General features: G+C 54.4%; 13 protein-coding genes and 1 pseudogene. 7 read left to right on the forward strand and 7 right to left on the reverse strand.

Annotated elements, in window-relative coordinates:
* The first annotated feature begins 21 nt into the window (after window positions 1-21).
* The 4 genes from B2R48_RS10275 (at window position 22) to B2R48_RS10290 (ending at window position 8,380) form a co-directional block, all read left to right on the forward strand.
* Window positions 22-2,376, forward strand: a complete 2,355-nt coding sequence (locus B2R48_RS10275; protein ID WP_296999945.1) for an ATP-dependent helicase — start codon at window positions 22-24, stop codon at window positions 2,374-2,376.
* 75 nt (window positions 2,377-2,451) lie between these two features.
* Window positions 2,452-3,333 carry a 50S ribosomal protein L11 methyltransferase gene (locus B2R48_RS10280; RefSeq protein WP_296999866.1) on the forward strand — a complete coding sequence of 294 codons (882 nt, stop codon included), beginning with the start codon at window positions 2,452-2,454 and terminating at the stop codon, window positions 3,331-3,333.
* 336 nt (window positions 3,334-3,669) lie between these two features.
* On the forward strand, window positions 3,670-4,755 hold the full coding sequence (locus B2R48_RS10285; RefSeq protein WP_296999869.1) for an HD domain-containing phosphohydrolase: 1,086 nt from the start codon (window positions 3,670-3,672) through the stop codon (window positions 4,753-4,755).
* A 19-nt stretch (window positions 4,756-4,774) separates the two neighbouring features.
* Window positions 4,775-8,380 carry a PAS domain S-box protein gene (locus B2R48_RS10290; RefSeq protein WP_296999873.1) on the forward strand — a complete coding sequence of 1,202 codons (3,606 nt, stop codon included), beginning with the start codon at window positions 4,775-4,777 and terminating at the stop codon, window positions 8,378-8,380.
* A 19-nt stretch (window positions 8,381-8,399) separates the two neighbouring features.
* Here B2R48_RS10290 and B2R48_RS10295 read toward each other — a convergent pair whose 3' ends face one another.
* Together B2R48_RS10295 and B2R48_RS10300 are read right to left on the reverse strand one after the other, a co-directional pair.
* Window positions 8,400-9,137 carry an SDR family oxidoreductase gene (locus B2R48_RS10295; protein WP_296999876.1) on the reverse strand — a complete coding sequence of 246 codons (738 nt, stop codon included), beginning with the start codon at window positions 9,135-9,137 and terminating at the stop codon, window positions 8,400-8,402.
* Window positions 9,138-9,331: 194 nt separating this feature from the next.
* Window positions 9,332-9,523, reverse strand: a complete 192-nt coding sequence (locus B2R48_RS10300; RefSeq protein ID WP_062956284.1) for a hypothetical protein — start codon at window positions 9,521-9,523, stop codon at window positions 9,332-9,334.
* A 259-nt stretch (window positions 9,524-9,782) separates the two neighbouring features.
* Between B2R48_RS10300 and B2R48_RS10305 the strand changes: the two genes are divergently transcribed.
* Both B2R48_RS10305 and mgrA read left to right on the forward strand, forming a co-directional pair.
* Window positions 9,783-11,807: an aminopeptidase P family protein gene (locus B2R48_RS10305; RefSeq protein ID WP_296999880.1), complete on the forward strand. Its 2,025-nt coding sequence runs from the start codon at window positions 9,783-9,785 to the stop codon at window positions 11,805-11,807.
* Window positions 11,808-11,916: 109 nt separating this feature from the next.
* Window positions 11,917-12,969, forward strand: a complete 1,053-nt coding sequence (mgrA, locus tag B2R48_RS10310) for an L-glyceraldehyde 3-phosphate reductase (protein ID WP_296999883.1) — start codon at window positions 11,917-11,919, stop codon at window positions 12,967-12,969.
* An 80-nt stretch (window positions 12,970-13,049) separates the two neighbouring features.
* Here the strand turns inward: mgrA and B2R48_RS10315 are convergent, their stop codons facing one another.
* Complete coding sequence (locus B2R48_RS10315; protein WP_296999886.1) at window positions 13,050-13,955, reverse strand: LysR family transcriptional regulator; 906 nt, start codon at window positions 13,953-13,955, stop codon at window positions 13,050-13,052.
* 142 nt (window positions 13,956-14,097) lie between these two features.
* Here B2R48_RS10315 and B2R48_RS10320 point away from each other — a divergent pair, with 142 nt between their 5' ends.
* The gene (locus tag B2R48_RS10320; protein ID WP_296999889.1) at window positions 14,098-15,141 is read left to right on the forward strand and encodes a DMT family transporter; all 1,044 of its coding nucleotides are present in this window, start codon (window positions 14,098-14,100) and stop codon (window positions 15,139-15,141) included.
* Between the two features lie 21 nt (window positions 15,142-15,162).
* Here the strand turns inward: B2R48_RS10320 and B2R48_RS10325 are convergent, their stop codons facing one another.
* The 4 genes and pseudogenes from B2R48_RS10325 to B2R48_RS10340 all read right to left on the reverse strand — a co-directional run.
* Window positions 15,163-15,750 carry a thermonuclease family protein gene (locus tag B2R48_RS10325; RefSeq protein ID WP_062956280.1) on the reverse strand — a complete coding sequence of 196 codons (588 nt, stop codon included), beginning with the start codon at window positions 15,748-15,750 and terminating at the stop codon, window positions 15,163-15,165.
* Window positions 15,722-16,114 (reverse strand): hypothetical protein, encoded by a 393-nt coding sequence (locus tag B2R48_RS10330; RefSeq protein WP_044827982.1) that lies wholly within the window; start codon window positions 16,112-16,114, stop codon window positions 15,722-15,724. Before B2R48_RS10330 ends, B2R48_RS10325 begins: the two co-directional genes overlap by 29 nt.
* Before the next feature lie 27 nt (window positions 16,115-16,141).
* Entirely contained in the window at window positions 16,142-18,241 is a 2,100-nt protein-coding gene (gene ligA / locus B2R48_RS10335; protein WP_296999901.1) for an NAD-dependent DNA ligase LigA, read from the reverse strand.
* 49 nt (window positions 18,242-18,290) lie between these two features.
* A pseudogene (locus B2R48_RS10340) lies at window positions 18,291-19,280 on the reverse strand (DNA repair protein RecN); the annotation flags it as partial.

Consider the following 19,280-nt stretch of genomic DNA (forward strand, 5'->3'; position numbering starts at 1 on the left):
CGTGATATATATGCGGTCATGATGGATGATCCCTTCGAAATTGATGAATTCGCAGCCAGCCCTGAAATGCGTCTGGCCGATACACCGACCCCGGCATATCTCGACAATCTGAATGCCGAGCAGCGCGATGCTGTAGAAACGCTTGATGGACCTTTGCTGGTTCTGGCGGGGGCAGGCACCGGAAAAACGCGCGTTTTGACCACGCGTCTGGCGTATCTTCTGGAAACCAAGGCGCAGAGCGAACGCCTGCATCCCCAGCAGATCCTTGCGGTGACCTTTACCAACCGTGCGGCAAAGGAAATGCAGGAACGTGTCGCTCAGGCGCTTGGGCGTCCTGTTGAAGGCTGGTGGTTGGGAACCTTCCATTCGCTTTCGGCGCGCCTGTTGCGCCGCCATGCGGAACTGATCGGGCTGCAATCAAACTTCACCATCCTTGATAGCGATGATCAGGTCCGGCTGCTTAAGCAGATCATGGATGCCGAACAGATTGATCCGAAAAAATGGCCAGCCAAGCAACTGATGGGCATCATTCAGCGCTGGAAGGACAAGGGCCTGACGCCTGAACGGGTCAATGAAAGTGTCGAGTTCGCCAATGGCGGAGCCAAGCACCTGTATAAGATTTATCAGGAACGCCTCAAGGTCCTGAATGCGTGCGACTTTGGGGATCTTTTGCTGCATTGCTTGACCCTGTTCCAGCAGCATCCGGAAGTTCTGAAGCAGTATCAGAATACCTTCCGCTACATTCTGGTCGACGAGTATCAGGACACCAACGTGGCCCAGTATCTATGGCTGCGCGCAATGGCGATGGTTCATCGAAATATCTGCTGTGTTGGTGATGATGATCAGGCGATCTATAGCTGGCGCGGGGCCGAAGTTGGCAACATCTTGCGCTTTGAGTCTGATTTCCCGGGCGCGAAAGTCGTTCGTCTTGAGCAGAATTATCGCTCCACGCCGCATATTCTGGCCGCGGCATCCAAACTGATCACGTTTAACGACGGACGTTTGGGCAAGCAGCTTTGGACGGAAATCGATAGTGGCGAAAAGGTCTTTGTCAAAGGTGTTTGGGACGGTGAAGCAGAGGCGCGCCTGATCGGTGAAGATATCGAAGCCCTGCAAAGCAAGGGTGTAGGTGCATCGCAGATCGCCATTCTTGTGCGGGCCGGTTTCCAGACCCGTGAGTTTGAAGAACGGCTGATCACGCTTGGTATCCCTTATCGGGTTGTTGGCGGCCCACGCTTCTACGAGCGTCAGGAAATCCGTGATGCGCTGGCTTATATCCGACTTGTTGCGCAGCCCAATGACAGTTTGGCGTTTGAGCGCATCGTCAATGTGCCCAAGCGCGGGGTGGGCAAGGCAACGCTTCAAACCCTGCATCAATATTCGCGTGATCAGGCGATCTCGCTTCCGGATGCGGCGCGTGATCTGATTGATACCGAGGAACTCAAGCCCAAGATGCGCCAAAGCATCGGTGGGCTTTTGGCTGATTTCAAACGCTGGCGCGAGATGCTTGGCAACAGCAGCCATGTCGAAGTCGTTGAAACCGTTCTGGATGAAAGCGGCTATAGCGACATGTGGCGGACATCAAAGGAAATTGATGCGCCCGGCCGTCTGGAAAACCTGAAAGAACTGGTGTCTGCAATTGGCGAGTTCGAGAACCTGACCAGCTTCCTGGAACATGTTTCACTGGTGATGGAAAACGCGCAGAACGATCATGAGGAAAAAGTCACCATCATGACCCTGCACGCCGCCAAGGGACTTGAGTTCGATTACGTTTTCCTGCCCGGTTGGGAAGAGGGCGTCTTTCCCCATCAACGCGCAATGGATGAAAGCGGGGTCAAGGGCCTCGAGGAAGAACGTCGTCTGGCTTATGTCGGGATTACCAGGGCGCGTAAACGTGCGACCATTTGTTATGCAGCCAATCGGCGCATCTATAACCAGTGGCAATCGGCCCTGCCATCGCGCTTTGTCGATGAATTGCCTGATGAGCATATCGAACGCAGCAGTGACACCGGCCTTGGCGGGCATGGTGGCAATCATTCGCCCGGTGCCTGGGGTGCTGATGACTGGATGAAGATGCCAAGTTGGGCCAGCGACAATACCCCGTCGCGCAATCCGGTATCCGGTGCCGGGGAGCGCAAATTCGCATCCAGTGGTTGGCAGGATCGCGTACGCAAGAACGTGATTGATGTGAAGCCGGATGGTGAAGCCAGCTATTCCACCAATTCGAAATCGTCGAAATACAAGGTGGGTGATACGGTGCGCCATCGTAAGTTCGGCTCGGGCACCGTGCGGGCTGTCGATGGCAATAAGCTGGAGATCCAGTTTGAAAGTGTCGGCATGAAGAAAGTGGTCGACAGCTTTATCCTGCCGGGGTAAGCCCCGGGCAACATTTTCGGATGACCGATTTAACCGGGCAGGGCACATTCGCCGCCCACACAAGCGAGAAGCGATATGACTGAACCCGTTCTTTGCTACAACTTTCAGTTCGAAGTTGATAGCGCCTATGCGCAAGTCTTTGCCGATGCGCTGTTTGATTATTGCGATGCGCTTTCGCATTTCGAACGTGATGGTGATCCGGCAGCACCTTGGCGGGTTGAGGGGTTCGCTAGCGAGATGTTTGACAAGGGCGCTGTCGAAACGGCGGTTTCGATCATGGCATCCGCTGTCGGGATCGAGACACCAACCGTGACATTTGGCACCTATGAGCCAAAAGACTGGGTTGGTGAAAACCTGCGCAGCTTCAAGCCGATCTCGGTTGGGCGGTTCTTTGTTCATGGCTCGCACTGGGAAGAGGAACTCCCGGTATCAAAAACCGCTTTGCAGGTCGATGCCGGTCTGGCGTTCGGTTCTGGTGAGCATCAGACCACCAAAGGCTGTCTTGCTGCAATCGATTGGCTGGCCAAACGCGGACCGCGTCAGAATGCGCTTGATATGGGCTGTGGGTCCGGCATTTTGGGCATGGCCTGTGCCAAAACCTGGCGGTGTCCGGTGATGATGGCTGATATTGATGCGGCATCCGTTCGCGTGGCGCGTGAAAATGCCAAAACCAACAAGGTTGCCGATCTTGTCACCGCCATTCATTCGAACGGTTTTCAGGATTCCCGTATCCGCGATGCCGGTTATTACGACATCGTTTGTGCAAACATTCTTGCCCGCCCGTTGCGCGGCATGGCGCATGACCTGACCAATACGCTCTCGGAAGATGGTGTTGTGATCCTTTCAGGGCTTTTGGCACATCAGGAACAGTTCGTATTGTCTGCCTACCGTGAAGTTGGCTTGTCTCTGGTCAACCGTTTCAAGGTGGAAAACTGGACAACGCTGGTCGTTGGCTAATCTGACCTCTTTGAAAACGAGCTTTTGACGGCTGCCTGTCGCATTCGACGGGCAGCCGTTTTTTATTTCGGCTTCAAGTTATCTTTCGAGCGCCGCAGACCGTCGATTCGCGACGAAAATGGATGTTGGTGGGAAAAATTAAGGTCCCACCAGAAAATCTCCCGCGTTTTTCAATCATTGGTTTTGTGCTTTTCCCGTGAACTACCAAGGGAAACTGCTGTTGTTAAATCTGAGAACCGCTTCTTCACCTTTTGCGTATATTGCAATAAGCAATACTTACGGATAGGTTTATTCTATTCGGTTGTAGGGATGTGCCTCAGAAAGGGAGCTGAGTGATTGAGCGAACTCGAACACCGCATTCTCGTTGTCGATGACGAGCCACCAATCCGCAAATTGCTTTCGCGCATTCTCGAGCGTGCGGGGTTTGATGTGGTCGTTGCATCGGACGGCCTTGAGGCGCTTGCGCAAGTGCGTAGCGATGCGTCTCTTCGACTGGTCGTCTCAGATCTTCGCATGCCCAATTGCAGCGGACTTGAATTCGTCAAACGGGCGATCAATGAATACAAGCGCGATTTTGAGTTCATTCTATTGACCGGGGACGGTGACAAGTCTGACGCGGTTACCGCTTTGCGCCTTGGCGTACGGGAATTCCTCGATAAACCGATTGAACGTGCCGACCTCGAACGCGCAGTCCTTGATGCGCAGGCGCGACTACTGGAACGCGATCAGGAAGCTGAACGGGTTCGCAAACTTGAACTTGAGAATATCAGTCAGTCAAAAAACCTTGATGACATGAGTCGCAAGCTGGGCGGTGCCGAACAGGAAATGATCGACCGGCTCAGCCTGATCTCCCAATACCGGGATATTGAAACCGCCGAGCATTGTGTGCGTGTCGGGCTCTATTCCCAATTGCTGGCCGAGATGGCAGGGCTGGACCAGAACGTTCAACGCATCATTCGGGTTGCCGGTATTCTGCATGACATCGGGAAGGTCGGGGTGCCCGATGAAGTGCTTCTCAAGGGAGGGAAACTGACCGAAGAGGAATTCAAGGTGATGCAACGCCATACCGAAATCGGTTTTGCGATGCTGAATTCATCCGATAACCCGGTTTTGGCTCAGGCTGCCATCATTGCACGGCACCATCACGAACATTGGGAAGGATCTGGTTACTGCACGGGCCTGTCAGGTGCGGACATCCCGATGGTCGCACGGATTGTCTCGCTGGCAGACGTTTATGACGCCCTGCGCAGTTCGCGCCGCTACAAACCGCCTTACGGTCATCTGGATGCTGTCGAAATCATCACCAGAGGCGACATGCGCACATCACCCGAGATGTTTGATCCCATGCTTCTGGGACTTTTTGCCGAGCATCATGGCCGCTTTGAATGCATCTATAACAGCATGCCCGACCAGTTGGTCTGATTACGGAACAACATAGCCGATGCCAAAAAGATTAAATACCATTCTGAGCTGCACAAGGAACCGCATCGCGGACTTTATGCTGTTTGTGATGACTATTGGTGGGTTGCCCGCGCTGGTTTCCTCGGTTCTGCGTGAGGCCAGCCTGCGGTCCATCGTGGTTGAGGCAGTTCACCTTCTGGTTTTCCTTGCTGTCATCATCTGCCTTTTGATGCGCAAACGTTTGTCGACGCGAACCAAGTCCTTTGTGATTGTCGCCGCGATGACAAGCATGTCGTTGCTTTACATCGTAAAGTTTTCACCTGCCAGCGGCATGGCGATGATGATTGTCGCAACGGTGATCGTGGCCCTGTTCTGTTCGCTTGCGGTAACCATTCGATACGCGGTGTTCTGCTTTCTGGCGATCGTCGGTGTCGGTGCGATGCGGATTTTCGAGCTGGATGGCGGGCTGATTACGGATAGCGGCTCTGTTCCGCATACGTTGCCGGTCTGGGGCTCAGCGCTGTTTGGTTACATCTGGATGACCGCGTCTATTGTGGTTGGTGTGGTCTGGATGCGTCAGGCGCTTTTGCAAACCAGTATGGATCAACTGCGTTCGCAAAACGAATTGATGTCTGGCAAAAGGTTTCTGGAGCAAATCCGCGAGAGCGCATCAGAAGTTGCCAATCATTTCACGTCGCTTGATCGAATTGAGAACGCCTCATTCCGACCAACCTTGAAACGCTTTGCCAATCTGATGGATTGTCAGCGTGCAAGTCTCTGGCTCCAGAGAGATGATGGTGATGTGGAATGTGTTGGGTTGTTTGATGCCAACAATCCATCGGCCACGCATGAAGGTATGGTACTTCGGCGCTCGGTTTTGCCGCGATATTTCGCGGCACTTGAGACCGGCCAAGTGGTGGATGCAGAAGATGCTGTGAATGATCCGCGCACCTCGGAGCTAAAAGACGCTTATCTTATTCCAATGAACGTCAAGGCGATCCTGGATGTTTCACTGATTTCGGCCGCTGGTCGAATGGGCATTCTATGCTTTGAATCGGTTGGGAAAACCAGAGCCTGGCGACCCGAAGAAATCGTCTTTGCCCATATGGCTGGTGCCTTGCTGGCCGCTGCCGCAGGCATGAAAAACGTCATGGAAGCCAATGACGAACTCAGTTTCTCGCGCCGACGGTTTGAGGCGGTTGCCAATTACACGTATGGCTGGGAAAGCTGGATCGCACCTGACGGGAAACTGATCTGGGTAAATCCGGGGGTCGAACGTGTTCTTGGCTATTCAGTTGATGAATGCATTGCGCTTGAGGATTACCCGTTGTCATTGGTCGCGGCAGAGGATCGTGATCGCGTGCGCCACTATATCAACGAGGGGCTAGAGGGTCTTTCGGGAAGCGACCGTGAATTCACCGGCGTCCACAAGGATGGCCGCAAAGTCGGTATCGATATCTCCTGGCAACCAATTGCCGATAGCCAGGGCGGCAATCTCGGGATCAGGGTTAGTTGCCGCGATATCACGGAACGTATCCGGTATCGTCGCGATCTTGAGGTCGCCAAGGCAGATCTTGAAGCCAACCAGCGTCGTCTGCGCGCGCATTTCAATAACGCGAAGATCGGTGTCTTTTACTGGAAGCCTGACAGAACGATCATCGAGGTCAATGAAACGGCTTGCCAACTGTTTGGCTATAGTGCGGATGAAATGGTCGGCAAGAAGCTCGAACTTCTTGTCCCGGAGGAAGACCGGGTACGCTTGCATACGTTGATCAAACGGATCATGGAAACCAAAGACAGCGTTAATAACAGGTTCGAGAATATCAGGAGTGACGGCAGCCGCATTATCTGTGAATGGTATGAAAGCCCGATCTTTGATGCGAATGGCGAGCTTGATTGTATCGCAAGTTTTGCCCTCGACGTAACAGAGCGAGAGCGCCATCAGGAAACCCTGGAATCGATTTATCGCGGTATTCGTTTCCAGGTTGGTGAAGGGTTCTTTGAAAACCTAACTCAGGTTCTTTGCGAAACACTTGGTATGACATATTGCCACGTTGCTGAAATCGTCGGTGACCGTATTAAATCCGTTGCATACTATTCACCGGAAACCGGGCGCAGCGGCCTTGATTTCGCAATAGCTGGATCCGCCGGGGAACGCGTCATCAAAGATGGCGTTTTTGTCTGCCAGGACAATTTCAAAAGTGTGATGCCCGATGTCACACGGGTTACCGACATTGATGTTGTTGGTTATGTCGGGGCGGCTCTTTACGATAGCGAAGGTCAACCGATCGGTATTCTGGTGACAGTGTCTGACAAGCCGCTTGGGGACCCGCAATTGGCCAAGTCCATTGTCGAGGTCTTCGCATCGCGCGCATCCGCTGAACTTCAACGCCTGCAATCTGAACGCAAGCGTGAAAAACTTGAACAGCAGCTCCGCCATTCCCAACGTATGGAAACCATGGGGGTCCTGGCGGGTGGCATCGCGCACGATTTCAACAATATCCTGCAGCCGATCAGCGGTTATGCCGAGTTGCTCTATACTGACCTGCCCGAAGATTCGCCACTGCGTGAAGATGTTCTGGAAATTCGTCAGGGCGCGGATCGCGCCCGTGACCTTGTTCGACAAATTCTGGCCTTTAGCCGGAACTCGGAAACGGAACGTTCGCCAGTTGATGTCGGGTCCATGATTAATGGCGCTGTCAGGTTTGCGCGCGGTTCCCTGCCGTCCAGTGTGTCCCTCAGGGTTGATCTGGCTGCGCAATCCATGACCGTCATGGGCAATGCCACACAACTTGATCAATGTTTGATGAACCTGATTACCAACGCATATCACGCCATTGGTGATCACGGTGAAATCTGTGTGAAGGCCAGCAGGTTCGAAGTCACCGAAGACAGTCTTGAAGTCCATCCGTTGTTATCAACCGGACACTATATCCAGATCAGTGTTCTTGATAACGGTGCCGGGATGGACCCGGAAACAGCCAAAAAAATATTCGATCCGTTCTTTACGACCAAGGAGCCCGGCAAGGGGACCGGACTTGGTCTGTCGACCGTGCATGGGATTATTTCCGGGCATAAAGGCGAAATCTCGGTCTATAGCCGTCTGGGGCAGGGGACGCGGTTTTCCATCCTGTTACCGGAACATGACCGTGAAGCCACAGACGAGAAACGCGATACACAAGGTTTGTTGGCCAGTTCTGGCGGGCATCTTGCCGTTGTCGACGACGAGGAAAAGAACCTCAAGCTTTGCGCGCGGATGTTGGGCCGGATCGGCTATTCCGTGGAAACCTTTAACGATGCTGCCACTGCCCTGGATGCCTTGAGCGCACCGGATGCGGATTTTGACGGGCTTCTGACGGATCAAACGATGCCCGGCATGACCGGTCACAAATTGATCGAAAAACTTCGCGAAGCGGGCAATGATATTCCTGTCGTCGTCATGACGGGATATGCCTCTGACGAAGTGACGGCCTCATTTGAGGCGCTTGGTGTTGCGCGCATCATGTCCAAGCCGCTTGATATCATTGAATTGCATGATGGCTTGGCGGCCGTGTTTGACGATGCCAGTAAAACCGAAAAGCCATCAAGCTCCGCCTCTCCGCCAGCAAAGGCGAAAGACAGCGCAGGTTTGAAACCGGTAGAGTAACCGGGCAAAGAATGTCGGGTTACCGCCCGCCTGAAACATCCACAATGCTGCCAGTAACATAGGACGTATCGTTCGAGATGAGCCAAAAGATACTTTGTGCGACTTCCTTGGGATCTCCGGCACGTCCGAGCGGGCACGCCGGGCCAAGTTCAGCAATTCGTTCTGGCCGGCCACCACTGGCGTGAATATCAGTTTCAATAATGCCCGGCCGCACGGCATTGACCCGAATGCCCATTGGGCCGAGTTCTTTGGCAAGACCTGTGGTAAGGGTGTCAATTGCACCTTTTGATCCGGCATAGTCGATATACTCACCCGGTGATCCAAGTTTTGCCGCGACCGAAGAGACGTTGACGATGGCTGTTCCGGAATGAAGGATCCGTGCAGCTTCGCGCGCGACCAGATAAGTACCGAGCACATTGGTATCAAACACGGTCTTCATGCGTTCAATATCCATGTCTGCCAGCGTACTTTGCGGGGCCACGATGCCAGCGTTGTTAACGACGCCTTCAATGGAACCAAATCGGTCGCGAGCGGCTTGAAACAGTGCGATGACTTCTTCCTCGTTTCGGACGTCGCATTTGCGGGCAATCACATTGCCGGTGACCCCCACCCGTTCACACATTGCACAGGTTTCATCTGCGCTTTCCTGATTGCCGACAAAACTGAAAGCGATGTTCCATCCCTTGGCTGCGAACAAGACGGCGGTGGCACGTCCAATGCCACGCGACCCACCGGTGATCAGAACTGTCTTGGCCATTTCCACTCCGCATCATGACATGGTGTTCTGATCACTATGGCGCGCAGGGTCGGAGCCGGTCAAAAAGAAACGGCCCTGCTGTGGAGAAGCAGGGCCGTTTCAGAGGGAAAAAGACAAAAATGCCGCAAGGATCATGAACCGTGATCCTGCGCTTCGTCATTTGATATCAGACCAACCCGGGCGGGACTGATCCATTATTCCGTGTCTTGGGCGTCGTGCTGATCATATGGAATACGATCAGCGATGTCGTCTGCCAGATGGGCAGGGCCAGTATCAAGGCCGAGCGCTGCTTTTTGACCCAGGGTCAGGCGCTCAAGGCCGTCATAGGCCGTCTGGCGACGACGAGATTGTATGACGCTCAAGGCAGTAATTGGAAAACGGATCACCGTTCATGGTCTCCAGCAAATTGACGTCCCGACGGGCCATCTTTTTGTCACGGGAATGTCATACGTTAACCTTTGGCTAATTTGCATTGCGAAGGTTGCAAGGCATTCATACGCCGGATGCATGCACAGGTGTTTCCGGGATGAAAAATGACGTAGCATAGTGCTGATAGCTTTGGTGCTTGCGTGATATCGGTACTAACCCTTACATAAGTCGTACGTACCACCCACCCGATGCCCCACATGATTAAAGAGGACCTTCATGGCCATTTCCGGTGATGCTCAACTTGCCAAACTGCTTGAAGCCGCCAATGTCGACAAGGATGTCAGCGCTGTCATTGATCTGGTTGACGGTGTTCTGGCCGCCGCCGAAGGCAGTACGCGAGAAGACTGGATCGATCTGATCTGTCCATCCCCGGATGACGAATTGCGCGCCGAGTTGCTGGCACTTCGTTATGAACGCAAAACGCTTTTCAAAATGGCCAAGGACGGTTTTGACTCAGCCCATCGGCTTGATGCATTGCGCAAATACCTTGCGGCGAAGGGTGTTGACGGGTTCGTCGTGCCGCGTGCGGACGAACATCAGGGCGAAAACGTTCCCGCGCGCGCCGAACGTCTGGCGTGGTTGACCGGCTTTACCGGTTCAGCCGGGGCGGCTGTTGTTCTGAGCGACAAGGCGGCGGTTTTTGTTGATGGACGCTATACCATTCAGGTGCGCCAGCAAGTTAACCGTGACCTGTTTGAATACCGCCATCTGGTAGAAGAGCCGGTGGTGGGATGGTTGCACGACAATCTGAAATCCGGGCAAAAACTGGCCTATGATCCTTGGCTGCATACCGTGCAACAGGCCACGCATCTGCGTTCTGCATGTGAAGCTGCTGGCGCGGAACTGGTTGCCATTGATACCAATCCAATAGATGCAATCTGGCATGCGCAACCGCACTTGCCGCTGGGGCCTGTCCGACCGCATCCGATGGAATATGCCGGGAAATCCAGTTTTGAAAAACGCACCCAGATTGCTGAAATCCTGTCGCGTATATCATGTGACAGTGCCATTTTGTCCGCACCTGACAGCATTGCGTGGCTTCTGAATATCCGTGGTGCCGATGTGCCGCAGACACCGCTTGCGCTTGGCTATGCAATCATTAATGGTGATGCATCGGTCGATCTTTTCATGGATGAACGCAAAATTGCTGCCGAAACCGTCGCATGGTTGTCGGGCGAAGCAAATCTGCGTGCGCCGGGGGAACTTGCAGACGCTTTGCGGTCGATGGGCAATCAATCGGTGCGGCTGGATGAAGCGACTGCTGCCGACTGGTTGCGGATGCAACTGGCTGAGGCGGGCGCAACCGTGCGCGTTGGGCGCGATCCGGTTGCTATTCCCAAGGCATGCAAGAACGACGTCGAGCTCGAAGGATCGCGCAAGGCGCACAAGCGCGACGGAGAAAAGATCATTCGGTATTTCAAATGGCTTGATGAAGCCGCAAGCGGTGGTGACATCGACGAACGTGCTGCTGCAGACATGCTGCTGTCGATGCGTGCCGAAGATCCGCTATTCCGTGATTCCAGTTTTGAGACCATTCCAGGCAGTGGCCCGAACGGGGCGCTATGTCATTATCGGAATACCCCGGAAACCAACCGTAACCTGACGCCGGGCGAAATTTTCCTGATTGATTCCGGTGCGCAATATCTGGATGGCACCACCGATATCACCAGAACAACCGTCATCGGCGAACCGACACAGGAACACCGTGACCGCTTTACCCGCGTGCTTAAGGGCCATATCGCCCTTGCCCGTGCCGTGTTCCCGGTGGGAACAACAGGTCAGCAGCTTGATACCTTGGCCCGCATGCCGCTATGGGAGGCCGGGCTGGACTTTGACCATGGCACAGGCCACGGCGTTGGCAGTTATCTTGGTGTGCATGAAGGTCCGCAACGTATTTCCAAGGCGCCGAACAAGGTGCCGCTAAAACAGGGCATGATCCTTTCGAACGAACCGGGCTTCTATAAGGAAGGCGAATACGGCATCCGGATCGAAAACCTGATTGCGGTAACAGAAATTGACGCGCCAATCGGTGCGGACCGCAAGATGCTTGGCTTCGAAACGCTGACGTTCTCGCCGATTGAACGCAAGCTGATTGATCCCGAATTGATGAGCAGGGACGAGCTGCAGTGGCTTAACGATTACCACGCACAGGTCTATGCGATGTATGCCGATGATCTTGACGATGACCATCGGGAATGGCTGCAAAAGGCAACTGCACCAATCAAAAAGAAATCAGATTGAGTTCACGCCACGGACTTGGCGCTGACAAACAGGATCGAATGCCCTATTAAAGCGGCATTGGATCGATTCAAGAAAAGCGGTAAACCGCTTCTGAAAGCAGGAGGAATGTATGGCTGAAGTCGAAGCCCAGTGGATGGCTAACCCTGATCGCTATAACGACGAAAACTGGAACCGTTGTGGGCGCAGTGGATTGCTTCTGCCGAAAATCACACTTGGTCTGTGGCAGAATTTCGGTGGTGTGGACGTTTATGAAACCCAACGGGCGATGATCCGTCGCGCCTTTGATCGTGGCGTGTTCCATTTTGACCTTGCCAATAACTATGGCCCGCCGCCGGGTTCGGCCGAAGAAAACTTTGGCAAGGTTCTGTCCCAGGATCTGAAAAGCCATCGTGATGAACTGATCATTTCGACCAAGGCAGGTTACCGCATGTGGCCAGGACCGTTCGGGGAATGGGGATCGCGCAAATATCTGATTTCAAGCCTTGATCAAAGCTTGAAACGGATGGGGCTCGACTATGTCGATATCTTTTATTCCCACCGTGTCGATCCCAACACCCCGCTTGCCGAAACCATGGGCGCACTTGATCAGATCGTGCGGTCCGGCAAGGCGCTTTATGTCGGGATCTCGTCCTATTCACCGGAAATGACCCGCGAAGCGCATGCGATCCTTAAAGACATGGGAACTCCATGTGTCATTCATCAGCCGTCTTATTCGATGGTTAATCGCTGGGTCGAGGATGGTTTGCTTGATACCCTTTCTGAGCTTGGCATGGGCTGTATTGCCTTTTCGCCGCTCGCCCAAGGGCTTCTGACCAACAAGTATCTGAACGGCGTGCCGGAAGACTCCCGTGCCGCACTCGAAGGATCTTTCCAGCCGGGAATGTTGTCGGATGAAAACCTTGATCGTGTTCGTGCCCTGAATGAAATCGCCAAACGCCGTGGTCAGACACTGGCTCAAATGGCGATTGCCTGGGTGCTGCGCCGTCCAGAGGTGACTTCTGCCCTGATCGGTGCACGCCATGTTCAGCAGCTTGATAACAGTCTTGATGCCCTTGATAACCTTGAATTCAGTGCAGAAGAACTGGCTGAGATCGACAAGTATGCAGGGGATGCGGGCATCAACCTTTGGCAAAAGTCTTCGGACAGTCAGGCACCTGTCTGATCCCGGCGCCACATATCATACCGAAAGCCCTGAGCGGACCATAATCCGTTCGGGGCTTTTGTTTGCAGCCGGCTGGGCATCTATTGATTGGCCATCGGGACCGTACCGGCAAGATCACGCAATGTATCGACCACGGCCTTGCCGCCCGCGCTGAGCGGGCGTTCCTGCAACCACGATAACATCACCTTGCGTGACAGTTGCGGATTTGTAATGCGCCGAGCCGTCAGCCGCCCGGTTGAAAGTTCCTGAACAAGCGAACTGCGTGGCAGGACAGTATGTCCGAGATTGCGGGTAACAAGATCAATCAGCACGCGAAGGGCGTCGGCCTCGACCACCGGGGTTAGGGGGCGACCGGCACGGAAAGCGGCTTCCTGCATCATGGCCCGCAATCCGTGTTTGTTGGTTGGCATGATCAGGGGCAGGGACAGGACATCTTCATATGCGATTTCAGTTTCCTGTTCGCCCACCTGTGATGGATGGGAAATCAAAAACAGGTCTTCGCGCCATAACGGTTCAGCATACAAGCTGCGTGAAATCATGCCATCATGCAGAATCCCGATATCAAGCCGTCCTGAAAGCAATCCTTCCTGCACATCACCGGTCAGGTCTTCGGCAACCGTCACATTCAGGTCCGGATAGCGATCACGCAGGTTTTCAATCAGCGCCCCTGTTATGACGATCCCGGCACTTGGGGGAACGCCAACATGAACATGGCCGGTAACCTGACTGCTGCGGGCCGATAAATCCGCCTCAAGCCGGGCAAGGTCGGTCAGGATAACGCGTGCCCGTTCCGCAAGCATTTGCCCCGCTTCGGTCAGTTTGACGCCACGGCCGGTGCGTTCGAGAAGTTTCGTATCCAGTGATTCTTCAAGCAGATTAAGCTGCCGACTAAGCGCGGGCTGCGACAGGTTCAGGCGTTCAGCTGCGCGTGACAGACTTCCGAGTTCGGCGATATGCACAAAACTTCTAAGTTGTTTGATATCCATGTGTGGCGGTCCTGCGCGGGGAAACAGTAGTGGTGTCTCAATAAGATATAGCCAAAGCTGATATCTGATAGCAATTAATTCGAATTGAATAATGACAGCTTGCAGGGGACTATGGCAACCAAGAGAGGATCGGAGAATTTCAATGACGCCACCGTCGCATCCAACACCGTTGTCTAATCCGTCCGGACCGGAAGGTCAGTGTGCCAAGGAAAGTACGTCAGAGACAACGACGTCGTCTGTCATCTCGCCTGCAGGGTCAGCGCTGACCATTGTCTTGCTGGCAACCGTTGCCCTGGCGATGAAGGGGCTTTTGGCGAAGTTTGTCTATGCGACAGGTATGACGGTGGATGGTTTGTTGCTGTTGCGCTTCCTGATTGCCATGCCGTTTTTCTGGCTGGGCGTGTTCATGTTTGGCAAGAACCGGCCGGGCGAACGTAAAATGAAGCCGGTCGATGTGGCATGGGGTGCTCTGTATGGCGGGTTGTTCTTTCTTGCCGCTCTATTCGACTTCACGGCGGTATCGCTGATTGATGTTACCGTTTCGCGGATCGTGCTGTTTACGTTCCCGGCTGTGGTCATGATCCTTGAAGCCGTTCACAAAAGGCGTTTCCCGCCATTTCCGCAAGTTGTCTGCTTTGTTGTGACATATGGTGGCTTGGTGTTGGTGCTTGCGCCCGATGGGTTTGGCGGGGTGTCAGATCAATTGTGGTATGGGGCTGCGTGGGCGTTTGGCTCTGCCCTGACCTATGCGGTTTATCTTTATTTTGGGCAACGGATGATTGCGGTCATCGGTTCCATGCATTTTGCCGCCCTGATCAACACTGCGGCTGGTATCTGCATGATGGTTTATGCGCTGATGATGCAAAACCCACTGAACCTGAACCCGGTTGGTATCCTGTGGACGGCGGGCATATCGATTTTTTGCACAGTAATCCCGTTTTTCCTGCTTTATGAAGGCATCCGAAGGGTCGGGGCGACACAGGCATCGCTGATTTCGCTGTCCGGTCCGGCCATGACATTCTTTGCCGCATGGCTCTTCCTTGGTGAAGTCCTGACCGTACCGCAGTTGATCGGGTTTGTCGTCGTTACACTGGGTGTGGCGTCCCTCAAGAACAGTTTTACGCTGGCGGGATTGGGGCGTTTGCTGGCAAGACCATTTGGTTCTGGTGGGGCGTCGCAGCGCTAACAGATGGAATTCTCCGGGCGCCTATTCTTCGCGCTGCCAACGACGAACTTCAATTTCATGTTCGGGCAGGCGTTCACCGCGCCGCCATTTAAGCGGGTCGATAAACTCCCCGGCCCAGACACCGCTGCGGGCTTGCCGGGCTTGATTCTCATAGGCTTCATATTCCGGCATCTGATCGGGGCGGGCAACGGCCAAGCCACGCAGAATCAGGCTTTGGCCGATATCAACCCCATTGGCATTGTGGCACACGGCCATGTTGCGATGATATCGGTTCTTGCCGCGCACCTCGCAGGTGACCGGGGTGGCGACCAGAAGGTTGGTGGTAAGCTGCCATGCCTCTGCCCCGCAAGCCGTGCTTTGACCGTTTATCCGGCATTGTTGAAAACGGTTCATGGCATCCGCGCCCCAAAGGTCAATGCGCTTGAAACCGAATTCGAGCGTATCGGCATCAATCGCACGTGCCGGACCTGACAGCGTGTCAAAGTCCGGATCGGCCTGTGCCATAGCGGGAATACATCCCAGCATCAGGGCAAGGGCCAGTCTGATCAGGCAGAGGGGAAGTGCGGGCACCATGCGTGCCTCAATACAGGTCGCTGTATCTGATTTCATCAAGCTGCGCGAAGATGACTTTCCATTGGTCATCCTGCTTGAGCAGCGCAAATGCATAGTCGCAATCAAAGATCAGGTTGTTTTCGGAATTGCCAAAACGGAACGAAACAATCGCGCGCGCGCCACCGGGAAGGGCGGAATGTTGTTCAACGACCATGGATTTTGCCATGGCCAGATCAGCGTTTTTCAGTTCTTCGAAAAAGGACTGGTGATATTTGTGCAGGTCTGACGAGTTCGCAATTGCCTGAACACCGGACAGATCGTTGATCAGGCACGGGAAGTGAAAGAAATCATCAAGCGCATTTTCTTCGAGCTTGAGATGGGCGTCGACATAACGGCGAAAGAAATTTCCAAGGTCTTCCATCAGCACACTTCCCCAGTGAGAACGTTTTTATTCAACTGCAATCAGATCAAGCCATCCTTGTTCATCAAGCACTGTAACACCTAATTCTTCTGCTTTCTTTAATTTGGAACCGGCACCTGGTCCCGCAACCAGATAATCGGTTTTTGCCGAAACCGATCCGGCAACCTTTGCACCAAGACTTTCGGCTTTGACCTTGGCTTCATTACGCGAAAACAGCTCAAGCTTGCCGGTAAAGACCACGGTCTTGCCGTTGACCGGATTGTCGCTGACGGTCGGGGCTTCGACGTCGGTGATGGTCAAAAGGTTTTGCAGATCATCAAGAACCTCGCGGTTGTGATCTTCGGCCATGAACTCAATCAGATCCTTGGCCACACCCGGGCCGATCTGATCAATATTGATCAGTTCACGAAGCGCTTCACTGTCGGCTTCATTGGCGGCAACCATTGCTGCGCGCCATTCGGCAAGGGATCCGTAATGACGGGCGAGAAGTTTTGCCGTGGCCTGCCCGATCTGGCGAATGCCAAGTGCATAGATAAATTTGTCGAGCCCAATGGTCCGGCGTTCATTGATGCCATCGAAGAGCTTGGTGGCAGATTTTTCGCCCCAACCTTCAAGCTTGCGAATGGCATCGCCATGATCACTTTCAAGGCGGAAAATATCGCCAGGCGATTTCAGCCAGCCCAGCTCAAAGAACGCCTCGACATTTTTGGCGCCAAGGCCATCGATATCAAAGGCGTTGCGCGACACGAAATGTTTCAGGCGTTCAACGGCCTGTGCTGGGCAGATCAAGCCACCGGTGCAGCGGGTGACGGCTTCACCTTCTTCGCGCATGGCGTGGCTGCCGCATTTCGGGCAAGTATCGGGGAACTGATACTCGGTGATGTTTTCCGGGCGTTCATCAAGGATGACTTCAACCACCTGCGGGATGACGTCACCGGCACGCTGAATGACCACCATGTCGCCAACGCGCACACCAAGACGTTCGATTTCGTCACGGTTATGAAGGGTGGCGTTGGAAACAACCACGCCGCCAACCGTGACGGGTTCCAGACGGGCGACGGGCGTTAGCGCGCCGGTGCGGCCAACCTGTACTTCGATGGCGTTCAGGCGGGTGCGTGCCTTTTCGGCCGGGAATTTATGGGCAATTGCCCAGCGTGGCGAACGGCTGACAAAACCAAGGCGCAGCTGAAGTTCAAAGTCGTTGACCTTATAGACGATGCCATCAATGTCGTAATCAAGGTCAGGACGCTGTGTCGCCAGTTCATCGTAAAACGCCATGATGTCATCAGCATCATTCAGCAACCGGGTCAGCGGATTGGTGACAAAACCCCATCCTTCGACCTTGTTGAGGAAATCCCACTGGGTCTGGGCCAGGCTTTCGGAAAGTTCGCCAAAGCTATAGGCAAAGAAACGAAGCGCGCGTTTGGCACTGATTGACGGGTCAAGCTGGCGTAAGGAGCCAGCCGCGGCGTTGCGCGGGTTGGCAAAGGTTTTGCCGCCTGTTTCTGCCTGTGTTGCGTTCAGTTTCTGAAAGGCAGAACGTGCCATATAAACTTCGCCACGGATTTCGACCACATCGGGCGCGTCACCGGGAAGGATCTTGGGGATGTCGTCAATGTGGGCGACATTGGCAGTAACATCTTCGCCTTCTGATCCATCACCACGGGTGGCTGCGGTGACAAGTTCCCGGTTCTCGTAACGCAGCGACAGGGAAAGGCCATCGATCTTGGGTTCGCCAACTACTTCGACCGGGCTGTGCGCCGTCAGGTTCAGGAACCGGCGGATACGCGCCAGAAAATCAACAATGTCTTCACGCGAAAATGCATTGCCAAGCGACAGCATCGGGCGGGCATGCTTGACCTTGGCAAAGCCCTCTGCCGGGGCAGCACCGACTTCTTGTGTCGGGCTGTTTTTCTTAAGCGTTGGATAGTGGGATTCAAGTTCGATCAGGCGGTTAAACAGCGCGTCATATGTTGCATCCGACACCAGCGGATCGTCATTCACGTGATAGGCCTCGTTATAAGACCGAATACGTTCAGAAATCTCTGCATGCTGTTTGCGCGCCTCCGTGCTTGAAGACGGCAATTCAGGAAGTTCGGACATGTTTGACGCGTGTTCGGCGTTCATATTCTTTTTGTTCCGTATTCAAGGTTGGGCCGACGCGTTGGCGTCGGGGTCAATTGGGTTGTTCAAGCAGGCTGTCTGCTGCTGCGCGTGCCTCGGCGGTCACGGAATGACCGGCCAGCATGCGTGCAATTTCCTCGCGCCGGGCACCGTCGACAAGGGCATCGACGCGGGTCACCATGGTGCCTTCTGCCTCGCGCTTGGCAATATAGAAATGCGTGCGACCCCGGGCTGCGACCTGCGGGCTGTGCGTAATGACAAGGATCTGACGTTCCTGAGCCAGCAGGTGCAGGCGTTGACCAATGGCGGCTGCCGTTGCGCCGCCAACACCGCTGTCAACTTCGTCAAAGACCAGACTGGGCACGGCTGATACGCGTGCCAAAACGACCTTGAGTGCCAGAAGGAACCGCGAAAGCTCCCCGCCCGATGCGATCTTGTTAAGCGCCCCCGGTGGGCTGCCGGGGTTGGTCGCGACCGTAAACTGCACCCGGTCAATGCCATCCTGCCCCCAGTCGGCTTCTTCAAGCTTGGCAATGTCGGTAACAAAGCGCGCCTTTTCCATACGCAGCGGCGGCAGTTCGGCATTGATGGCGCCATCAAGTTTGGCGGCGGCTTCCTTGCGCGCCGCATGAAGCTTTTCACCAGCCGTGATATAGGCGTCGCGATGTTCCGTAACGGCTGCCGTCAGGCGGTCCAGTTCCTTCTCCCCGAACTCAAGCTGATCGATCTGGGATCGGAAGTCCTTCATCAGGGGATTAAGGCCATCGACGGGAACATCATATTTGCGCGCCGCAGCACGCAGGGCGAACAGACGTTCCTCGACATTTTCCTGATGGCCGGTATCAAGGTTAAGGTCCGCCAGCGTTGCCGAAATTGACCGGTTGGCTTCTTCAAGTTCGATGGCAGCACGGTCAAGGGCCTCGATGATCGGTTCAAACCGGCCATCGGCCTTTTCAAGTGCACGTTCAAGGCAGCGCTGCGCACTTCTAAGCGCACTTTCAGCACCCTTGCCACGCGAAAGTTCCGATCCGGCGTCATTAAG

The sequence above is a fragment of the Thalassospira sp. UBA848 genome (genome assembly GCF_002295455.1).
Lineage (GTDB): Bacteria > Pseudomonadota > Alphaproteobacteria > Rhodospirillales > Thalassospiraceae > Thalassospira.